We start from the raw sequence: 16,171 nt of genomic DNA, 5'->3' as shown, positions 1-16,171 counted from the left end.
GAGACGACGGGTCAGGAGTCGGAGGAGGCCAGGCGGATCCACTCCGACTTGAGCTTGAAGGCTCCGCGGGTGACGACCTCCTCGCCCGGCCGCAGGCCGGAGAAGACGGCCGTCCGGTCCTCGCCGGGGCCCCGGGTCTTGACCTCGCGCATCTCGAACTCCTCGGGCCCGGTCCGCACGAAGGCCACCCAGCGCTCGTCGTCGGACAGCAGCGCGGAGCTGGGCACCGACGGCATCTGTTCGGTCGACTTGACCGCCAGGGCGACGTCGATGTACATCCCCGGCTTGAGGAACCGGTCCGCGTTCTCGGCCCGGGCCAGCAGGGTGAGGGTCTGTGTCTTCTCGACGACCAGGTCGCCGGTGTAGAGCAGCCGCGCCTGGAACTGCTTCTCGGGGTAGGCGTCGGAGCTGAACGTGATCGACACGTTCGCGTCGTCGTGGATGTAGGGGAGATTGCTGGGGTTGATGTTGGCCTCAACCCAGACGTTCTCCAGGTTCGCCAGCGTGAAGATCCGGTGGGTGACGTCGACGGCCACGCCCGGCACGACCAGCTCGCGGTCGAGGATCGTGCCGGCGAACGGGGCCTTGAGCTTGTAGAGGCTGGCCGGCTCCTCGGGGAGCGGCTTGGGCTCGGCGCCGGTGGCCGGGCGGGTCCCCAGCGACATCGCCTCGGCGACCCCCAGGATCGACGACTTGTCGCCGGCCGGGTCGGCGGGGCCGGGGGTCTTCACGGCCGGCACGTCGGCCGTCAGGGCGTTCTGCTGGCGGAGCGTCTTGGGGATGTATTCGTCGTCGTCGGGGTCGACGCCCAGGACCTGGAGCTTCTCGCGGGCGACGAGGACGGAGGTCTCCGCCTGGCGGAGCGCCTGCTGGGCGCGGGTGTTCGCCAGGTTCGTCTCGTAGCCCATCTGGTCCAGCAGGGTCTGGTAGGCGGCGAGGTCGGCGTCGAACCGGGCCTTGCTCTCCTCCATCAGCTGGCCCCGGATGATCTCCTCGTCGTACAGGGCGTTCTTGCGGCTGAGGTTGGCCTTGGCGAGGCGGTGGGCCGTGTAGGCCGTCATCAGGCGCTCGCGGTTGGTCCCCACCGGCTTGTCGAGGAACCTGGCGTTGATCTGCTCGGGCGTGTCCTCGGCCTTGAGCCGCTCGATCAACTCCAGGGTGTTCTTGAGGATCGTCTCCTGCCAGCGGGCCTGCGTCAGCGCGATGTCGAGCGACTGCAGGTTCATCAGGAGGTCGAGCCGGGCCTGGCCGACGGCCGCGCTCTCGATGGTCGCCAGCACGTCGCCGGCCTTCACGTCCTGGCCGATCCGCACCGCGACGCTCCGCACGATGCCCGGCGCCCTCGGCGTGATGAACGCGAAGCGGTTCTCGTCCGGCGCGATCCGCCCCGGCACCCGGACCAGGATGGTCTCGGGCTCGAGCTTCACGGTTTCGACCTCCACGCCGATCAGCTTCTGCTGATCGGCGCTGATCCGGACGATCCGATCGCGGCCGACTTCCGCGTCGGGCTGCGTCGCGGCGGCCGGCTTCGTCGCGGCCTCGGCGTGGTCGAGGTTCGCCTCGGAGGTCGGTGCGGCGCCCATGTACTTCCACGCGGCCAGGCCGACGGCGACCGCGAGGATCACCCCGCCCAGGGACAAGGTCTTGCGCGACGTCAAACCGAGGGGGATACGTCGTGTCATGGTTCCTCGATGCGGTTCGTGGGGCCTCGGCGGCCTGCGATCGGCGCGTCGCGGCGATGCGACGACGCCTCATCCGGAACGCGAAGTCCGACACGCTGGGAGCGCGCGGCCGACGCACGGTCGGAAGTCTTCAGGGAGGGGCGCGGTGGGAGGCTCGCAACCCCTGGATTCGACGCGGACCGTCTTACGGTGCGTTCGATCCGAGACCCTGCATCGGCCGCCAGCATAAGTCGGACGACCCAGTATTCGACTCCTCAATACTATCCGCGCCGCACACCGGCGTTGTCCACCGCCATTTCGGATTGTTAACCGCTTTTAACGCCCTGGCCGTCTCGAGCCGCAGGGTCGAAGCCTTCCGGGAAGATGGCCTGGTCAAGCCGGGGGATCTGCCTTAGAACCAGGGGGGCGAGCCTCGCTCGCTCGACGGGCCGTCCGGCCTGGAAGGCTTCTTAGGGGAGGGGCGGGGAAGATGGCCGAGGAACATCGTGCGGCCCGCGCGGGGGGCGGCGTCGGCCTGCTGCGCCGGCTCGGCCTGGACCGACCCGAGTTGCGGGCCTGGGCGTTGTACGACTGGGCCAACTCGGCCATGGTCTGCACCATCATCACGGCCGTCTTCCCGATCTACTATTCCGAGGTCGCCTGCGCCGGGCTCGACCCCAAGGTCGCCTCGGGTCGCTATGCGATGGCGACGACGTTCGGCATGGTGATCGTCGCCTTGATGTCGCCGATCCTGGGTGCGTACGCCGACCACACCGCGAGCAAGAAGCGGTTGCTGGGGTGGTTCCTGTCGCTGGGCCTGGCCTCGACCGCCTCCATGTTCTTCATCCACACCGGCGACTGGATCCTGGCCTCGGCCCTCTTCATCCTGGCGAACATCGGGGCCAACGCCAGCTTCGTCTTCTACGACGCGCTGCTGCCCCACATCGCCTCCGACGACGAGATCGACCGGGTCTCGACGGCGGGCTACGCCCTGGGCTACGTCGGCGGCGGCCTGCTGCTGGCTCTCAACCTGGCCTGGATCCAGTTCCCGGCCTGGTTCGGGCTCCCCTCGGGGCCGGGGCTGAGCGAGTCGCAGGCGACGCTCCCGGCGCGGCTCGCCTTCGTGTCGGTGGCCGTCTGGTGGCTGGTCTTCTCGATCCCGCTGTTCCGCCGCGTCCCCGAGCCGCCCGTCTCCGGCGGCGAACGCTGGGCCGGGATGAGCCCGGTGCGGGCCGCCTTCGGCCGGCTCGGCGAGACCGGCCGGGAGCTGAGGCGATGCCGACAGGGCTTCCTGATGCTCCTGGCCTTCCTCATCTACAACGACGGCATCGGCACGATCATCCGGATGGCGACGATCTACGGCACCGAGCTGAGGATCGACTCGACGGTGATGATCGCGTCGATCCTGCTGGTGCAGTTCGTGGGGATCCCGTGCTCGTTCCTGTTCGGGTCGCTGGCCGGGGTGCTCGGCGTCAAGCGGTCGATCCTGCTGGGGCTGGGGGTCTACACCCTGATCTGCCTGGTCGGCTACTCCATGAAGACCAATCGCGACTTCCTGATCCTGGCGGTGCTGGTCGGCGTGGTGCAGGGGGGGACGCAGGCGCTCTCGCGGTCGCTGTTCGCCAGCCTGATCCCCAGGTCCAAGTCGGGCGAGTTCTTCGGCTTCTTCGCCGTCGTGGAGAAGTTCGCGGGGATCTTCGGCCCGGCCATGTTCGCGATCATCAACGTCGCGACGGGATCGAGCCGGGGCGCGATCCTGGGCGTGATCGGCTTCTTCCTCGTCGGCGGCCTGCTGCTGATGCTGGTCGACGTCGAGGAGGGCCAGCGTCAGGCCAGGGAGTGGGACCTCAGCGAGGGGTCGCCGGCGTCGCCGACTCCGGCCGCGGTCCCAGCCACCCCCGGAGAGTGAGATACCACGACGTCCCCATGTAGAACGCCGGGTAGATCAGCGTGACGTAGGCCAGGGTCCGGGTTGAGTCCGTGAACTCCGGGTTCGACGACGTGGGCAGGACCCAGACGAGCCAGACGACCAGGATGCCCCAGAAGACCCCGGTGATCGTCGCGAAGCGATTCAGCCGTCCCGGCTGCGACGGATACAGGTGCTTCACCGGGACGAACGTCAGGAACGCCAGCACCAGCAGGATGGAGAGCGCCGGCCAGGGAGGTATGGGCAGGACGTAGAGGTAGAGCGCGACGATGTTCCAGAGCGACGGGAAGCCCAGGAAGTAGCCGTCGTGGGTTTTGATGTCGACCTGGCAGAAGCCGTAGGCGCTGGCCAGCAGCGGCGCGATCAGCCAGGCCTCGTATCCCGCCGGGACGAGCCCCGCGCGCCAGACGAGCATGAGCGGCAGGCAGGTGTAGGTCAGGAAGTCGGTGATGTCGTCCAGCCGCCGGCCGTCGAAGCTGGGGACGGCCTCCTTGATCCGCACCGCGCGGGCGAAGGTCCCGTCGACCGCGTCGACCAGGGTGGCGACGAGCATCAGCAGGAACGACCAGCGGAAGGCGTCCGGACCCCCCCGGACCAGGAGCGCCAGGATCACCGCGGCGATCGCGATCCCCGAGGCCGTGAAGGCGTGGACGCACCAGCCGAGGAAGCGACGGAGCGGGCTCGGCGCGCCGGCGTGGGCGGCGGGGGGGGCGGGAGAGGCCAGGGTTTCCACCATCGCGGGCGTTCCTCGGTTCTTCAGGACGACTCGCCGGGCGCGAGCAGGTCGATCATCGACGGGTCGTCGAAGCCGAGCCCGACCGACGGGGCCTCGACGTGGGCCGCGTGCTCGGGGAGGACCCCGGCGCGGAGCCGGCCGACCGCCAGGTAATAGGTCGCGCCCACGGCCGTCAGCGCGAGGGTCGCCAGCAGGGCGGTGTAGCGGCCGACGGGGTCGTCCCCGTAGATCTCGGGCCGGGGCCAGCCCATGTTGACGATCACGAACAGGCCCCAGGCCGACGCCGCGGCGTTCACGGGCAGGCCCCAACGCCCCAGGCTGAACCGCTCGCGAGTCGGGATCGGCCCGGCCTCGTCCGCCTCATCCTCCAGTCCCGCGTCGTCCTCGACGCGACGGCGGCGATCGCGGAGGCGGCCCAGGAGCATCGGCAGGGTGACCATCAGGTAGGCGAGGTTCGCCCAGACCAGGGCCACCGAGCAGAGCCGCTCGATGATCCTCGGCGCGTTGACGTTGACCAGGAGGATCGCCGAGGCCAGCAGCCCGGTCACGATCGCCGGCGCGATCGGCGTGCGGGTCTCGCCGGTCACCCGGGCCAGCGACTCGGCGAACGGCAGGCTGTTGTCGCGGGCCATGGCGAAGATCAGGCGCACCGTCCCGGCGTGCACCGCCAGGGCGCAGACGGCCACCGCGAAGACCACCTCGATCAGGAAGACCGTCCCGACCTTCGGCCCCAGGACCGACTTCACCACCATCGGCAGGCCGCCCGAGACCTGGCCCATCGCCGGGTCGGCGGGGTTCGGCATCGCCAGCAGGCCGACGAGGATCAGCAGGCCCCCCGCGATCCCGGCCGCGGCGAGCGCCCGGAGGATGGCCCGGGGGGCGCGTCGGCGGGGGTCGGAGGTCTCCTCGGCCAGGGTCCCGGCCGTGTCGAAGCCGTAGAGGACGTACGACGCCATCACCGCCGCCGCCAGGAAGGCCGCGAAGTAGCCGCCGGGCTGGCCCTCGCCCCGGCCCTGGGTCTCCAGGAGGATCGCCGGCCCTCGGGTCGCGTTCAGGCCCAGCAGGACGATCAGCAGGATCACCCCGGCCAGTTCGGCGCACACCCCCACGTTGTTGACGACCGCCATCAGGCGGACGCCCACGGCGTTGATGATCGTTGTCAGGGCGATCAGCGTGCAGCCCAGCAGCACGGCGTTCTTGGCCTGGTCCACGGGATTCGAGCCGTCCCCGACCACCTGGAACCACGCCGAAATCTGCGGCATCGTGTTCTGGAGCGCCAGCGCCACGGCCGCCAGCGAGAGGATCGAGCAGGCGAGGTAGATCCAGCCGGTCAGCCAGCCGCCCAGCGGCGTGCCGACCTTCTTGGACCACTGGTACACCCCCCCCGAGAGCGGGTAGGCGGAGGCCACTTCGGCGAAGCAGAGGGCCACCAGGAACTGGCCCAGGAAGACCATCGGCCACGTCCAGAAGAACGCCGGGCCGCCGGAGGCGTATCCCAGATAGAACATCTGGAAGACGCCGGTCAGGATCGAGATGTACGAGAAGCCGGCCGCGAACGAGGAGAAGCTCCCCAGCGAGCGGTCCAGCTCCTGCTTGTACCCGAAACCGGCCAGGTCACGGACGTCGTCGCTCGCGCTACCCGGCATGCGGCCTTCGCCTCCCCATAACGATGACTTGCGCGTGCATGAATCCCCCGGCTCGTCTCATCTCTCGGGACGGGCCGGGGCCGCTTCGGGATGTCGGGTCAGGCGGGGCGGGTGCCGACGTAGATGCCCCACTTCATGTCGCCGGCCTGGCAGAAGCCGATCTTCATATTCCAGCGGTCGACGAGGTAGTTGAGGTCTTCCTCGGAGAAGTGGGCCAGGAAGTGCTGGCGCTCGTTCACGAGCCGGCCTTCCTCGCGCTGGAGGATGTCGATGAAGGTGGCCGTGGCGTCGTCGACCACGACGTCGGTGAAGCCGGCCGCTTCCAGGACCTTGCCGTACTGCTCCGGCTCGATGACGCTGTAGCCGGTCTTCTTGATGTATTCCTCGAACTCAGGGGAGCCGGGGGTCTTGCCGCGGGCGTAGTCGGTGATGATGATCTTGCCGCCGGGGGCGAGCAGGCTGTACAGCTTGGCGAACAGCCGGGCCTTGTCCGGGATGTGCATGAAGGCGTCGCGGCTCCAGACCAGGTCGAACTTCTCGGGGAAGTCGGTCTCGAGCACGTCGCCGAGGATGAACTCGACCTTGTCGGACATCCCGGCCGCCTTGGCGCGGTCGTGGCCGATGGCGACCATCTCCTCGGCCAGGTCGATGCCGACCACCTGCGCCCCGTACTTCTCGACCAGGTGGAACGCCGCGCCGCCGATGCCGCTGCCGACGTCGATGACCCGGACGCCCGGCTTGAGGAAGCCGACGAGCCGCGAGGTCAGGTTGTCGGTCGTCTCCGCGCCGCCGGTGCTGATGTAGTTGTCGCCGAAGATCTTCTCGTAACGGAGGATCGAGGTCCGGCTGTACTGGCCGTTGTTGTCGAACTTCTGCTTGGAGGCGTCCGACGCGGCTTGCGTGCCACTCATTGGTGATTCCGACCCGGGTTGCAAAGGGGGGAGACTTCGGGCGCCTCGGGGTTCGGCGGGGGCCGCCGGGTCCGGCCGGGCGCACGGCAAGACCGTATTGTGGGGCAGGGGGGAGAGCCTTGTAAAGGGATCATCGAGCCGCCCGACGGGCCCCCGCGAGGATTTCGACGGTCGTCCGTCCGTGGCGGTCGGGAGCGGTCGCGGAGAGTTCTCCGTCCGGTCAGTCGGGGATTTCGTTCGCCGCCGGCGCGTCTCGGGGATCCGACGTTTCGACGCCGTCCAGCAGGCGGTCGACCTTCGGCCAGTCGATGACGTCGAGCATCAACGGGAGCACTCGACGGCTCTGGATGACCATCGCGACGTGGCGGGTGACGCCCCCCGCGGCGAAGCCTCCGAAAAAGCAGGCGAGCCACGCCGGGGAGCTTAGCGCCAGCACCGTCACCAGCGCGATAAGGATCAAAAGCCAAGGGAGAGCAGGCCTGAGCATCGAGCCGACGGACCTCGGCCGGCTTCTCGCCTCGCGGAGCCGGGTCAAGTACCTGCGTTGAGATGGGGAGAGTGCCAAGAACGCCTCCGGCTGCGTGGTCGATCTGGTCGCAAGGGCCGCATTCTCGCCCGCGGGGGCGGCTCGCTCAAGCGGGAGGATGGTTCCAGGGACCGACGTGAGGAGTCCTCCGTGGCGATGACGAGATCGGAAGCCGGGATGTACGATTCGCGACGCGGCGAAGAGTCCTCCTCGACCGGCCGTTTCACCTGGACGGCGAGTCTAGCGAGCCGGCCCGGACGAATCGGTTCGCCGTCTATCGGCCCGGATCGGGGTCGGGGAGCGTCGCGGTCGACGCCGCCCGTCAAGAGTTCGGGCCGAGGTCGATTGATCGTGCTCGACGGCCTCCTGCTGTGCCTGCACCCCAGGCTCCCCCAGGCGGCGGCCGCGGGGAGCTTCCTCATCTTCGTGATGTCGTTCGTGACGCTCTCGTTCGTGATCACGACGCCCGACTGCTGGGTGCCGGATCTGGGCGACCCCCGCCACGGCTTCCCCTACCCGAGCGGCGCGGGGACGCTGGTCCTGAAGGACGCGATCAGGATGGGGTCGGCGCTCGTCACCATGGCGGACTCGGCGAAGGCCTACCTGCGGAAGCGTGGCGAGGCCGTCGCCTGACCGAGACGGTTCACCGGGGCGCCGTGACGCCCGCGATGAAGTCCAGGATGATCCGCCGGTAGCGGTCGGGTTCAACCGAGGCGAGGTCGTTGTGCCTCGCCTTGGGGAAGACTTCCAGCGTCCCGTGAGTGCGGACCCGATCGAAGATGGCCCGCGCCTCGGCCGCCGTCGCGAGGTCGTCTGAGCCCCCCGCGAGGATCAGGACGGGCACGTCCTCGGGGACGCCCCCGATCGCGCGGACGGGGGAGATCACGTCCAGTTGCGGCAGCAGGACGAGCGCGGAGAGGCGGAGGCCCAGGTAGGCGACCCGGTCGAGGGGGGTCGGCAGCGCGGCCTTCGTGCGGTTCCAGACGGCGGTCTTCAGGTCGCCGTAGGGGCTCTCCAGGACGTAGCCCGCGACCTTTCCGCCCAGCTCCTCGGCCGCGAACGCGGCGGCCGCCGAGCCGAGCGAGACGCCGAAGACGATCACGGGCCGGTTAGGGCGTCGCCCTCTCAGGAAATCGACGGCCGCCGCGACGTCGCGCCGGGCGCTGTAGCCGATGTCGTTGAAGTCGCCGTCGGAGTCCCCGTGCGCCCGGAGCGTGATGAACATCGCGGCGCATCCCAGCTCGGAGGCCAGGATCTCGGCCCGTTCCAAACAGTGGTGGCGATCGCCGCCGTTGCCGTGGAGGAAGAGGACCGACGGGGCCTCGGCCCGGCCCTCGGCGAACCAGGCTCCGATCCCCAGGCCGTCGACCGAGACGAGGCGAAGCCCTTCCATCGTCCCCCAAGACACCCGGGGCGGGGGCTCCGGATACGGCGCATGGTGACGGCTCGTGAGCCGGTAGGCCACGGCGAACGAGATCGCCATCCAGGCCGCGACGAGCAGGCCGGCGGCGGCCGCCCCGCGGCGGAGCCGACGTCCGGGGCGTCGTCGTGTGTGTGGAGGGGCGGGCTCCACGGGTGTCGGGCTTGGCTCGGGTTCGTCCATGCGAGTATCTTATCCGGGGCGTACGTCCGCGGGGCAAGGGCCGACGGGAAGTCGATACCCGGCCCGCGGGCGGCGTGTTTCGGAGAGGCATCACGATGGGCGAAGTCGGCAAGACCCGGATGATCGGCGGCGTGACGCTCCACCTGAGCGAGCCCGTCGCGGCCGACCAGGGGTGGATCGGCCAGGACGAGGTGCTCAAGCAGCTCTCGGCCTGCTGGCTGACGGTCGACCCTCGGGACCGGCCCCTCTCGCCCCGGCTGATCGGCCCGCCGGGCATCGGCAAGACGACGCTGGCGACGGCCGCCGCCAAGCTCCGGCGGAGGCCGCTGTTCATCGCCCAGTGCACGGCCGACACCCGCCCAGAGGACCTCATCGTCACCCCGGTCCTGGCCGAGAACGGCAAGATCGCCTACCACGCCTCGCCGCTGGTGACGGCCATGCTCGTCGGCGGCGTCTGCGTGCTCGACGAGGGGAACCGGATGAACGAGAAGTCGTGGGCGAGCCTCGCCCCCTTGCTCGACCATCGCCGGTACGTCGAGAGCCTCGTCGCCGGCATTTCGATCCCCGCCGACCCGGAATTCCGCGTCTGCGTGACGATGAACGAGGACGAATCGACCTACGAGGTCCCGGATTACATCCTCTCGCGGCTCCAGCCCACGCTGGAGCTGGGCTTCCCCGACCGCGACGACGAGATGGCGATCCTCCAGTACCACCTGCCGTTCGCCGAGCCCGAGCTGCTGACCCTGACCGTCGAGTTCCTCCAGCAGGCGCACTCGCTCAAGCTGGACTTCTCGCCGCGCGACGGCATCAACATCGTCCGCTACGCCCTGAAGCGCATGGCGCAGGACCCGGAACACCCACTCGGCCGCGACGCCGCCTGGCGGGAGTCGCTCGCCAAGGTGCTCGGCGACGAGGCGACCGACCTGGACTCACTCGCCCGCAGCAAGCGGCGGTCGATGGGGGGCCAGCACGCCCCCTTCGGCCTCGGCGACCTGTTCTTCGACCCGGAGGACCCGCTCCACCCCGACGCCCTGGAAGACGAGGAAGACGACGACGAGTGATCCCGACGAGTCTCGGGCTCAGGTCGCGGCCCGCGTCGGGGCGTCCCACGAGGCGAGGACGGCCTCGTCGAGGCAGGGGTAGCAGTCGACGAGCATGGTGAGCCGCACCTGGTCCAGCAGGGCCATGATGCGGGGGTGGATCTCGCACAGGCGGACGCCGCCGCCGGCCTGTTCGAGCCGCAGGTGATGCGCCAGCACCACGCCGATCGTCCGCCGCGAGAGCCGGCCGACGAACTCCAGGTCCAGCACCACTTGACGCGGCAGCGGCTGCTCGGCCAGATCGATCAGCCGGAGTCGGAGCGCCTCGTTGGCCTCGTCGCATTCCAGATCGGTCAGGACCGGGGTGACCACCAGGACCCCCTGGACCACCTCGTGCTTGATCCTCGCGGCGGGGCTCTCCTCATCCGGGTCGTAGGTCGCGAGTTCGGCCGTGGCGGGGGCCTCGACCTCGGGGCCTCGGGGCTCGTCGACCGGGATATCGGGCGCGTCCCAGGACGAGGGCTCGATCGCTCCGAGGCGCTCCATCTCGTCGCGGTCGACGTCGACCCAGATGCGGCAGTGGGCCGGGCCGACGACCACGCGGTCCTGGGTGTGCAGCTCGGCCTCGGCGTCCCGGAGGGTCTCGCCGTTGAGCTGGGTCCCGTTCGTGCTCCCCAGGTCGCGGAGGAACACGCGGCCGCCGCGGATCTCGATCGTCGCGTGCCGCTTGCTGACCTTCGCCGACCCCAGCCGCAGGTGGCTGCCGTGATCCCGGCCGATGACGAACCGGCGCCTGGCGATGGGGATCATCCGGCCTTCGGACCCCGCGTACTCGACGCGGAGCCAGACCTTGCCCCGGAGGTCGTCGGCCGATCGCGGCGGGCGGGAGACGTCCCGCGAGGGCCCCCGTTCGGGGGAGCCCCCGCAGAGCGGAGGCAGGGACGAGGCGTCGACGAGCGCCGCCAGGATGTCGACCGGGAGCAGCCGAGGCGGGGCCGAGCCGGGCCAGGGGCCGTCGACGGCCTGGGCCTCGTCGGCGCAGGCGACGATCCGGCGTCCCACGTCGATCAGGCGGAAGATCGCGGCGAGCTGGGGCTCCAGGCCGCAGAGCTTGAGCCGGCCCCCTTCGGCCGACTCGCAGCGGCGGTGGGCCTCGACGGCCGCCGCGACGATCCAGCTCCCCAGCCGCTCGACCTTGGCGAAGTTCAGGACGATCCGGTGGTTGCCGGCGTCGATCAGGTCGCGCAGGTCGTCCGCCAGCTCGTTGATGTCCGCCTGCTGCACGAGCGAGCGGTCGGTGAGCCGGACGATCGTCACCCCGCGCTTGTAGACGACGCTGAAGCGCTCCCAGCAGCCTCGGGACTTGTGCCCCTTGTCGGCGCGATCGCCCGGTCGGGACGGCCTTCGGGCCGCGGGGAGTGCCCCGACGAGCTGCGTCCAGAGGTTGGTCGCCGGCCGCTCGACCTCGGGGTCGAGGTTCACCGCGATCCAGTCTTCCAGCCGACGGTCGTTCTTCGGGCCGTCGACCGGGGCGGTCAGGCTCACGCTTCGCGGCTTCCGCGTCGCGGTCGCGTCGCCGGTCGCCAGGGTCAATTCACCTTGAGCCATCGCCAGGCACTCCCGCTGGGGTCGCTATGCGGCGTTCGAAGCCCGGAGGACGATCGAGGACGCCCGGCGCGCAGGGCGACGACGGGCCGCCGGGCGTCCGGGCGTCCGGGGCGGACACGGTGGAACGGATCGGGGGCGCACGGGCTCGCTCGCCGGGATGTTGCGTCGTTCTTCGACACGAGAGCCCGCGCCGGCCGATCGCCGGGCGGCCCCCCGGAGGGGCGGGACGTTTGCAGTGGCCCCAGCGGCGTCGCTCGCGGCGCCACGTCCGGCTCACACACTTCCTAGGCGACATCCCCCGGCCGGTCGTCCCGGCCGGTTCGCAATTTCTTGGGAGGCGTGGGGAGGACGCCCGAGCCGCTTCGCCGCCGACCCCCGGCTCTGGTAGACTGGGGTCGCGCCTGGATCGCCGAGAGCGGAGGCGGGGATCCACCCGGATGAACCACGAGGGGCCGCATGCCGAACGTCGCGGACGACTTCCTGACCATCGCCCCGGGGATCCGCGTCCTGCCGATCGTGCACGGCTCCGGCGACTTCGCGCTCCAGGCCCGCGAGGAGCTGCTGTCGCGGCCCTACGACTGCCTGGCCGTGCCGCTGCCGCCGTCGTTCCAGGAGGACGTCGAGGCGGCCGTCGAGCGGCTGCCGGCGATCTCGGCGGTCGTCCGCCGCGACGTCGACGACGGCGAGGGGTTCAGCTACGTCCCCATCGACCCCTGCCAGGGGGTCGTCGCGGCCCTGCGGACGGCAATAGGCGACCGCATCCCTCGCGAGTTCATCGACCTGGACGTCCCTCGGTTTCATGCGGTCCACGGCGTCTTCCCCGACCCCTACGCGCTCAAGCGGGTGTCGGTCGAGCGCTTCTCGGCGACCTTGCTCTCCGCCATCCCGCGACCGGCGGCGGGATTCCACGCCGACCGGATCGCCTGGATGGCGGCGAGGCTACGCGAGTTGGCGAAGCGTCGCAAGCTGACGCTCCTGGTCTGCTCGATCCTCGACTGGCCCTGGATCCGCGAGGCTTACCACCGCCGGGTCGAGCCCCCCGAGCCCGAGCCGGTCTATGAGCCCACCTCGACCTTCCGCGTCGACCCCGAGACGCTGGCGTTCTTCCTGGGCGAACTGCCGTTCGTCACCGCGCTTTACGAGCGCGGCCGCCGCGAGCTGACGCCGGACGACAACCTGTCGGTCGACGGCGTGAAGGAACTGGTCCTGCAGGCTCGCGAGGCGCTCCGGGCCGATCGCCCCCGGATCGCGCAGCGGATCACGCCTTCGCTCCTGTCGACCCTCTTCCGGTACGTCCGCAACCTCGCCCTGATCGACCGCCGGCTGACCCCCGACCTGTTCACGCTGGTGACCGCCGCGAAGCAGACGGCCGGCGACGACTTCGCGCTGGCGGTCGCCGAGACGGCCCGCTCGTACACCTACGCCCGGGAGCCCGAGGGCGAGGACGAGCCCAGCAATCTCAGGATGGGCCTGGGCCGCGGCGACGTCCCCGGCTGGGGACACGCGCGGATGGTCAGCCGGCTGCCGGGCCAGGCGATGTCCTGGCGGACGTTCAAACTCCGCCCCCGCCCCAAGGAGCCGGAGCGCAAGCGCTGGCTCCAGCGCTGGGATCCCTACGGGATGTGCTCGTGGCCCCCCGAGGACGACCGGATCGAGAGCTTCCACCGCCACGTCAAGGAGCAGGCGCGGGCCATCCTGGGCGCGGACCTCGCCCGCTCCGAGAAGTTCACCACGAGCGTCCGCGACGGCCTGGACATCCGCGAGACCCTGCGCAACTGGCACACCGGCGACGTCTACGTGAAGGTGCTCCCCCCCGGGCGCGGCTCCATCGAGGTCGTCGTCTTCCTGTTCGAGGTTCCGGCCGACCCCAAGCTCTTCACGAACCGCGCCACCTGGTACGCCGAGCACTCCGAGGAATCGACCCTGGCCTTCTACGCCACCGACCCGTTCCGCAACATGGTAGGGCCCGGGATCGCCCAGGCGCAGTACGGCGGGGCCCTGTTCCTCTACCCGCCCCGGCCGATCCCCGAGATCTGGAGCGACCCTCGCTTCGACCGCCACGATACGCTGGAGGAGCGGCTGCTCGCCGCCGCGTTCGCCCACAGCCGCGATCGCCACGTCGCCGTCGTCAGCCCCGGCCCCCCCTCGGCCGCCTGGCGGAGGCTGGCCCGAGCCTACGGCCGCAAGATCGTCCACCTGCCGCTGAAACGCTTCAGCGGCGCGATGATCGAGCGTCTGCGAACCTTCCACGTTCTCAACGGCAAGCACGTCCGCACCTACGCCGCCGACTACATCCGGGATCTCTGACCCGCTCGCCCGGGAAGAGCCTCTCCGAGCGAGCCTTCCTCGGGACGCCCGGCCGGCCGAACGAGCTGCACCGCCAGGAAGCCGGCCAGGAGCGGCGGGATCAGGTAGGCGAGATAAGCCGCCGGTTCGAAGCCCATCGCCCGGCCGACCGCCGCCAGGATGTATAGCGCCAGGGCCCCGACCAGGGTGAGGCAGCCGGTCGCGATCATCGAGGACTTGAATCGGGCCTCCACTCCCCTCGGCTCGGCGTGAAGGTCGATCGTCCGGCCTCTTCTAAGGCTTCGCACGACGGCTTCGGCCAGTTCCATCGCCCGGATTCCGTCCAGGAGCGACGGCCCGTGCGGCCGCCGGGGCGCATCGAGGATGGCTTCGCGCGGGTCGAATGGGCCCGCGACCTCTTCGACGACGGGCGTCGAGACGCCGCGACGAATCACGAGGCGGGCGCCTCGTTCATGCCCCGGGTCGTACTCCAGGGCGACTGATCCCTCGGTCCCGATCACGATGAGGCGGGCGAGGTCGTCGGCCGCGGACGCGACGCGAAGCTCGGCCAGGCGGCCCCCCCGGGCGCGGAGGCGGACGAGGAGGTCGTGGACGGGCTCCGCCCCTTCGGAGTCGCCGGATGCGGTCAGGCCTTCGAACTCGCCGAGCAGGTCGCGGAGCACGTCGACGGCGCGAGCGAAAGTCACGCGGGCAAGGTCCTCGCCCGCGACGAGCGGGACCTCATGGCGGACGGAAAGGTAAGCGCCCGGCGGGCCGTCGGCGATCGCGGACCGCAGTCGCGCGACGCCCGGGTGGAGGCGCAAGGGGAGGTCGGGGACGATCACGGCGCCGGCGGTCTCGGCGATCGCGGCGGCCTGGTCGTAGGCGAAGGCGTCCGGGCCCGGCGGGTGGAGGGCGACGAGGACCAGCCTCTCGGCCGAGGCGCGACGCAACGCCTCGCCCCGGTCGGACATGCGGCCGCCGACGATCGCCGCGTCGAGGCCGGGGGCGGCCAGGCTCTCCTCAAGGTCGCCCGTCGCGGCCAGGACGTGATCGGGACCGCCGCGGATCCAGCTCGCCCACGCCCTTTCGGCCTCGCCGTCGCCGATGACTGCAATCCGCATCGCCCGCCCCAGCCCCCTCGCCGTGATCGGGCCGCATTGACCGCGCCCGGTCGTGCCGGCGATAATCCATCCAGCATGGCCCGGCGTATCGGGGGATTCAAGGCTGCGTCCGGCGCCGGGCCCGAGGTTGCGAGGACACGCGTCGGTGATCACGATCGAGAACGTCCGAGACTTGCCGGCCCGGGCTCGCGGCGCGTACGTCACGATCGGCAACTTCGACGGCGTCCATCGCGGGCACGCGCGCCTGATGGCCGAGCTGGTCCGTCGGGCCGAGCATGCCGGCGTCCCGGCCCTCGCGGTGACGTTCCACCCCCGACCCGCGGCGCTCCTCCGTCCCGAGCAGGCCCCGGAGCCCCTCGTCCGGCTGGAGCGCGAGATCGAGCTGCTGACGGCCACCGGCGTGACCGACGTCGCCGTCTTCCACACCGGCCCGTGGCTGCTGGAGCTTTCCGCCCGCGAGTTCTTCGAGCAGGTCGTCCTCGGCCAGTTCGCCGCGAAGGGGATGGTGGAAGGGCCGAACTTCTTCTTCGGCCGGGACCGCCGGGGCAACGTCGAGATCCTCGGCCGATGGTGCGACGAGGCGGGCGTGGTCCTGCACGTCGCCGAGCCCCTGATGACCGACGACGGCCGGATGATCTCGTCCTCGCGGATTCGCCGCTGCCTCGTCGAGGGGGACGTCGCTGAGGCGCGGGAGCTTCTCGGGCGGCCGCATCGGATCCGAGGGATCGTCACCCACGGCGCGGGGCGTGGGGCGGGGATCGGCGTCCCCACGGCCAACCTCGACGCGATCGACGTCCTGGTCCCGGCCCCCGGCGTCTACGCCGCCCGCGTGATCGTCCCCGGCGCGGAGCCCGGGTCGCCGTCCGCGTCCTGGCCGGCCGCGTGCAACATCGGCCCGAACCCCACGTTCGGCGAGCAGCAGTACAAGGTCGAGGCCCACCTGATCGGCTTCCGAGGCGACCTGTACGGCCGGTCGATCGAGATCGACTTCCTCGAACGCCTGCGCCCCACCCGGGCGTTCGCCGGCCTGGACGACCTGCTGGAGCAGATCGCCCGCGACGTCGAGGACGCGAGCCGGATCGCCGCGTCGGGATGAAGCCGGC

At 70.7% G+C, this 16,171-nt stretch carries 12 protein-coding genes and 1 pseudogene; 5 read left to right on the top strand and 8 right to left on the bottom strand.

Features of this window, described 5'->3' with window-relative positions; translation table 11 throughout:
• Nucleotides 1-11: 11 nt before the first annotated feature.
• Nucleotides 12-1,682 carry an efflux RND transporter periplasmic adaptor subunit gene (locus G6O68_RS25900; protein WP_165251598.1) on the bottom strand — a complete coding sequence of 557 codons (1,671 nt, stop codon included), beginning with the start codon at nucleotides 1,680-1,682 and terminating at the stop codon, nucleotides 12-14.
• A 469-nt stretch (nucleotides 1,683-2,151) separates the two neighbouring features.
• On the opposite strand from G6O68_RS25900, the gene G6O68_RS25895 reads away from it, so the two are divergent.
• Nucleotides 2,152-3,570: an MFS transporter gene (locus G6O68_RS25895; RefSeq protein ID WP_165251596.1), complete on the top strand. Its 1,419-nt coding sequence runs from the start codon at nucleotides 2,152-2,154 to the stop codon at nucleotides 3,568-3,570.
• Here the strand turns inward: G6O68_RS25895 and G6O68_RS25890 are convergent.
• The 4 genes from G6O68_RS25890 to G6O68_RS25875 form a co-directional block, all read right to left on the bottom strand.
• Nucleotides 3,509-4,324, bottom strand: coding sequence for a CDP-alcohol phosphatidyltransferase family protein (locus G6O68_RS25890; protein ID WP_206108214.1), 816 nt, complete (start codon nucleotides 4,322-4,324; stop codon nucleotides 3,509-3,511). The two genes, G6O68_RS25895 and G6O68_RS25890, sit on opposite strands and share 62 nt — an antisense overlap.
• A 20-nt stretch (nucleotides 4,325-4,344) precedes the next feature.
• Entirely contained in the window at nucleotides 4,345-5,970 is a 1,626-nt protein-coding gene (locus tag G6O68_RS25885) for an amino acid permease (RefSeq protein ID WP_165251594.1), read from the bottom strand.
• Nucleotides 5,971-6,068: 98 nt separating this feature from the next.
• A complete protein-coding gene (locus tag G6O68_RS25880; protein ID WP_165251592.1) occupies nucleotides 6,069-6,881 on the bottom strand; it encodes a methyltransferase domain-containing protein in 813 nt (270 codons plus the stop codon).
• A 220-nt stretch (nucleotides 6,882-7,101) separates the two neighbouring features.
• Entirely contained in the window at nucleotides 7,102-7,368 is a 267-nt protein-coding gene (locus G6O68_RS25875; RefSeq protein WP_165251590.1) for a hypothetical protein, read from the bottom strand.
• 372 nt (nucleotides 7,369-7,740) lie between these two features.
• Here G6O68_RS25875 and G6O68_RS33645 point away from each other — a divergent pair.
• A pseudogene (locus tag G6O68_RS33645) lies at nucleotides 7,741-8,040 on the top strand (DUF417 family protein); the annotation flags it as partial.
• A 10-nt stretch (nucleotides 8,041-8,050) separates the two neighbouring features.
• On the opposite strand, the gene G6O68_RS25865 reads toward G6O68_RS33645, so the two are convergent.
• Nucleotides 8,051-9,010, bottom strand: coding sequence for an alpha/beta hydrolase (locus G6O68_RS25865; protein ID WP_165251588.1), 960 nt, complete (start codon nucleotides 9,008-9,010; stop codon nucleotides 8,051-8,053).
• 95 nt (nucleotides 9,011-9,105) lie between these two features.
• Here G6O68_RS25865 and G6O68_RS25860 point away from each other — a divergent pair, with 95 nt between their 5' ends.
• Nucleotides 9,106-10,071, top strand: coding sequence for an AAA family ATPase (locus tag G6O68_RS25860; protein ID WP_165251586.1), 966 nt, complete (start codon nucleotides 9,106-9,108; stop codon nucleotides 10,069-10,071).
• Between the two features lie 18 nt (nucleotides 10,072-10,089).
• On the opposite strand, the gene G6O68_RS25855 is transcribed toward G6O68_RS25860, so the two are convergent.
• Complete coding sequence (locus G6O68_RS25855) at nucleotides 10,090-11,658, bottom strand: FHA domain-containing protein (RefSeq protein WP_165251584.1); 1,569 nt, start codon at nucleotides 11,656-11,658, stop codon at nucleotides 10,090-10,092.
• Between the two features lie 456 nt (nucleotides 11,659-12,114).
• Here G6O68_RS25855 and G6O68_RS25850 point away from each other — a divergent pair, with 456 nt between their 5' ends.
• A complete protein-coding gene (locus tag G6O68_RS25850) occupies nucleotides 12,115-13,965 on the top strand; it encodes a hypothetical protein (protein ID WP_165251582.1) in 1,851 nt (616 codons plus the stop codon).
• Here G6O68_RS25850 and G6O68_RS25845 read toward each other — a convergent pair.
• Nucleotides 13,947-15,068 (bottom strand): hypothetical protein, encoded by a 1,122-nt coding sequence (locus G6O68_RS25845; RefSeq protein ID WP_165251580.1) that lies wholly within the window; start codon nucleotides 15,066-15,068, stop codon nucleotides 13,947-13,949. The genes G6O68_RS25850 and G6O68_RS25845 overlap by 19 nt on opposite strands.
• A 145-nt stretch (nucleotides 15,069-15,213) precedes the next feature.
• Between G6O68_RS25845 and ribF the strand changes: the two genes are divergently transcribed.
• Entirely contained in the window at nucleotides 15,214-16,164 is a 951-nt protein-coding gene (gene ribF / locus G6O68_RS25840; protein WP_165251578.1) for a riboflavin biosynthesis protein RibF, read from the top strand.
• Nucleotides 16,165-16,171 lie beyond the last annotated feature (7 nt).

Origin of the sequence: Paludisphaera soli (assembly GCF_011064595.1) — a bacterium.
In the GTDB taxonomy this organism is placed as follows: domain Bacteria; phylum Planctomycetota; class Planctomycetia; order Isosphaerales; family Isosphaeraceae; genus Paludisphaera; species Paludisphaera soli.
The sequence above is the reverse complement of the archived record's forward strand: the minus strand, read 5'-3'. Positions and strand labels throughout refer to the sequence as shown.

Coding starts and splice junctions, on each gene's coding strand:
- G6O68_RS25900 (WP_165251598.1), bottom strand. CDS start 1,682: ATGACACGACGTATCCCCCTCGGTTTGACGTCGCGCAAGACCTTGTCC.
- G6O68_RS25895 (WP_165251596.1), top strand. CDS start 2,152: ATGGCCGAGGAACATCGTGCGGCCCGCGCGGGGGGCGGCGTCGGCCTG.
- G6O68_RS25890 (WP_206108214.1), bottom strand. CDS start 4,324: ATGGTGGAAACCCTGGCCTCTCCCGCCCCCCCCGCCGCCCACGCCGGC.
- G6O68_RS25885 (WP_165251594.1), bottom strand. CDS start 5,970: ATGCCGGGTAGCGCGAGCGACGACGTCCGTGACCTGGCCGGTTTCGGG.
- G6O68_RS25880 (WP_165251592.1), bottom strand. CDS start 6,881: ATGAGTGGCACGCAAGCCGCGTCGGACGCCTCCAAGCAGAAGTTCGAC.
- G6O68_RS25875 (WP_165251590.1), bottom strand. CDS start 7,368: ATGCTCAGGCCTGCTCTCCCTTGGCTTTTGATCCTTATCGCGCTGGTG.
- G6O68_RS25865 (WP_165251588.1), bottom strand. CDS start 9,010: ATGGACGAACCCGAGCCAAGCCCGACACCCGTGGAGCCCGCCCCTCCA.
- G6O68_RS25860 (WP_165251586.1), top strand. CDS start 9,106: ATGGGCGAAGTCGGCAAGACCCGGATGATCGGCGGCGTGACGCTCCAC.
- G6O68_RS25855 (WP_165251584.1), bottom strand. CDS start 11,658: ATGGCTCAAGGTGAATTGACCCTGGCGACCGGCGACGCGACCGCGACG.
- G6O68_RS25850 (WP_165251582.1), top strand. CDS start 12,115: ATGCCGAACGTCGCGGACGACTTCCTGACCATCGCCCCGGGGATCCGC.
- G6O68_RS25845 (WP_165251580.1), bottom strand. CDS start 15,068: ATGCGGATTGCAGTCATCGGCGACGGCGAGGCCGAAAGGGCGTGGGCG.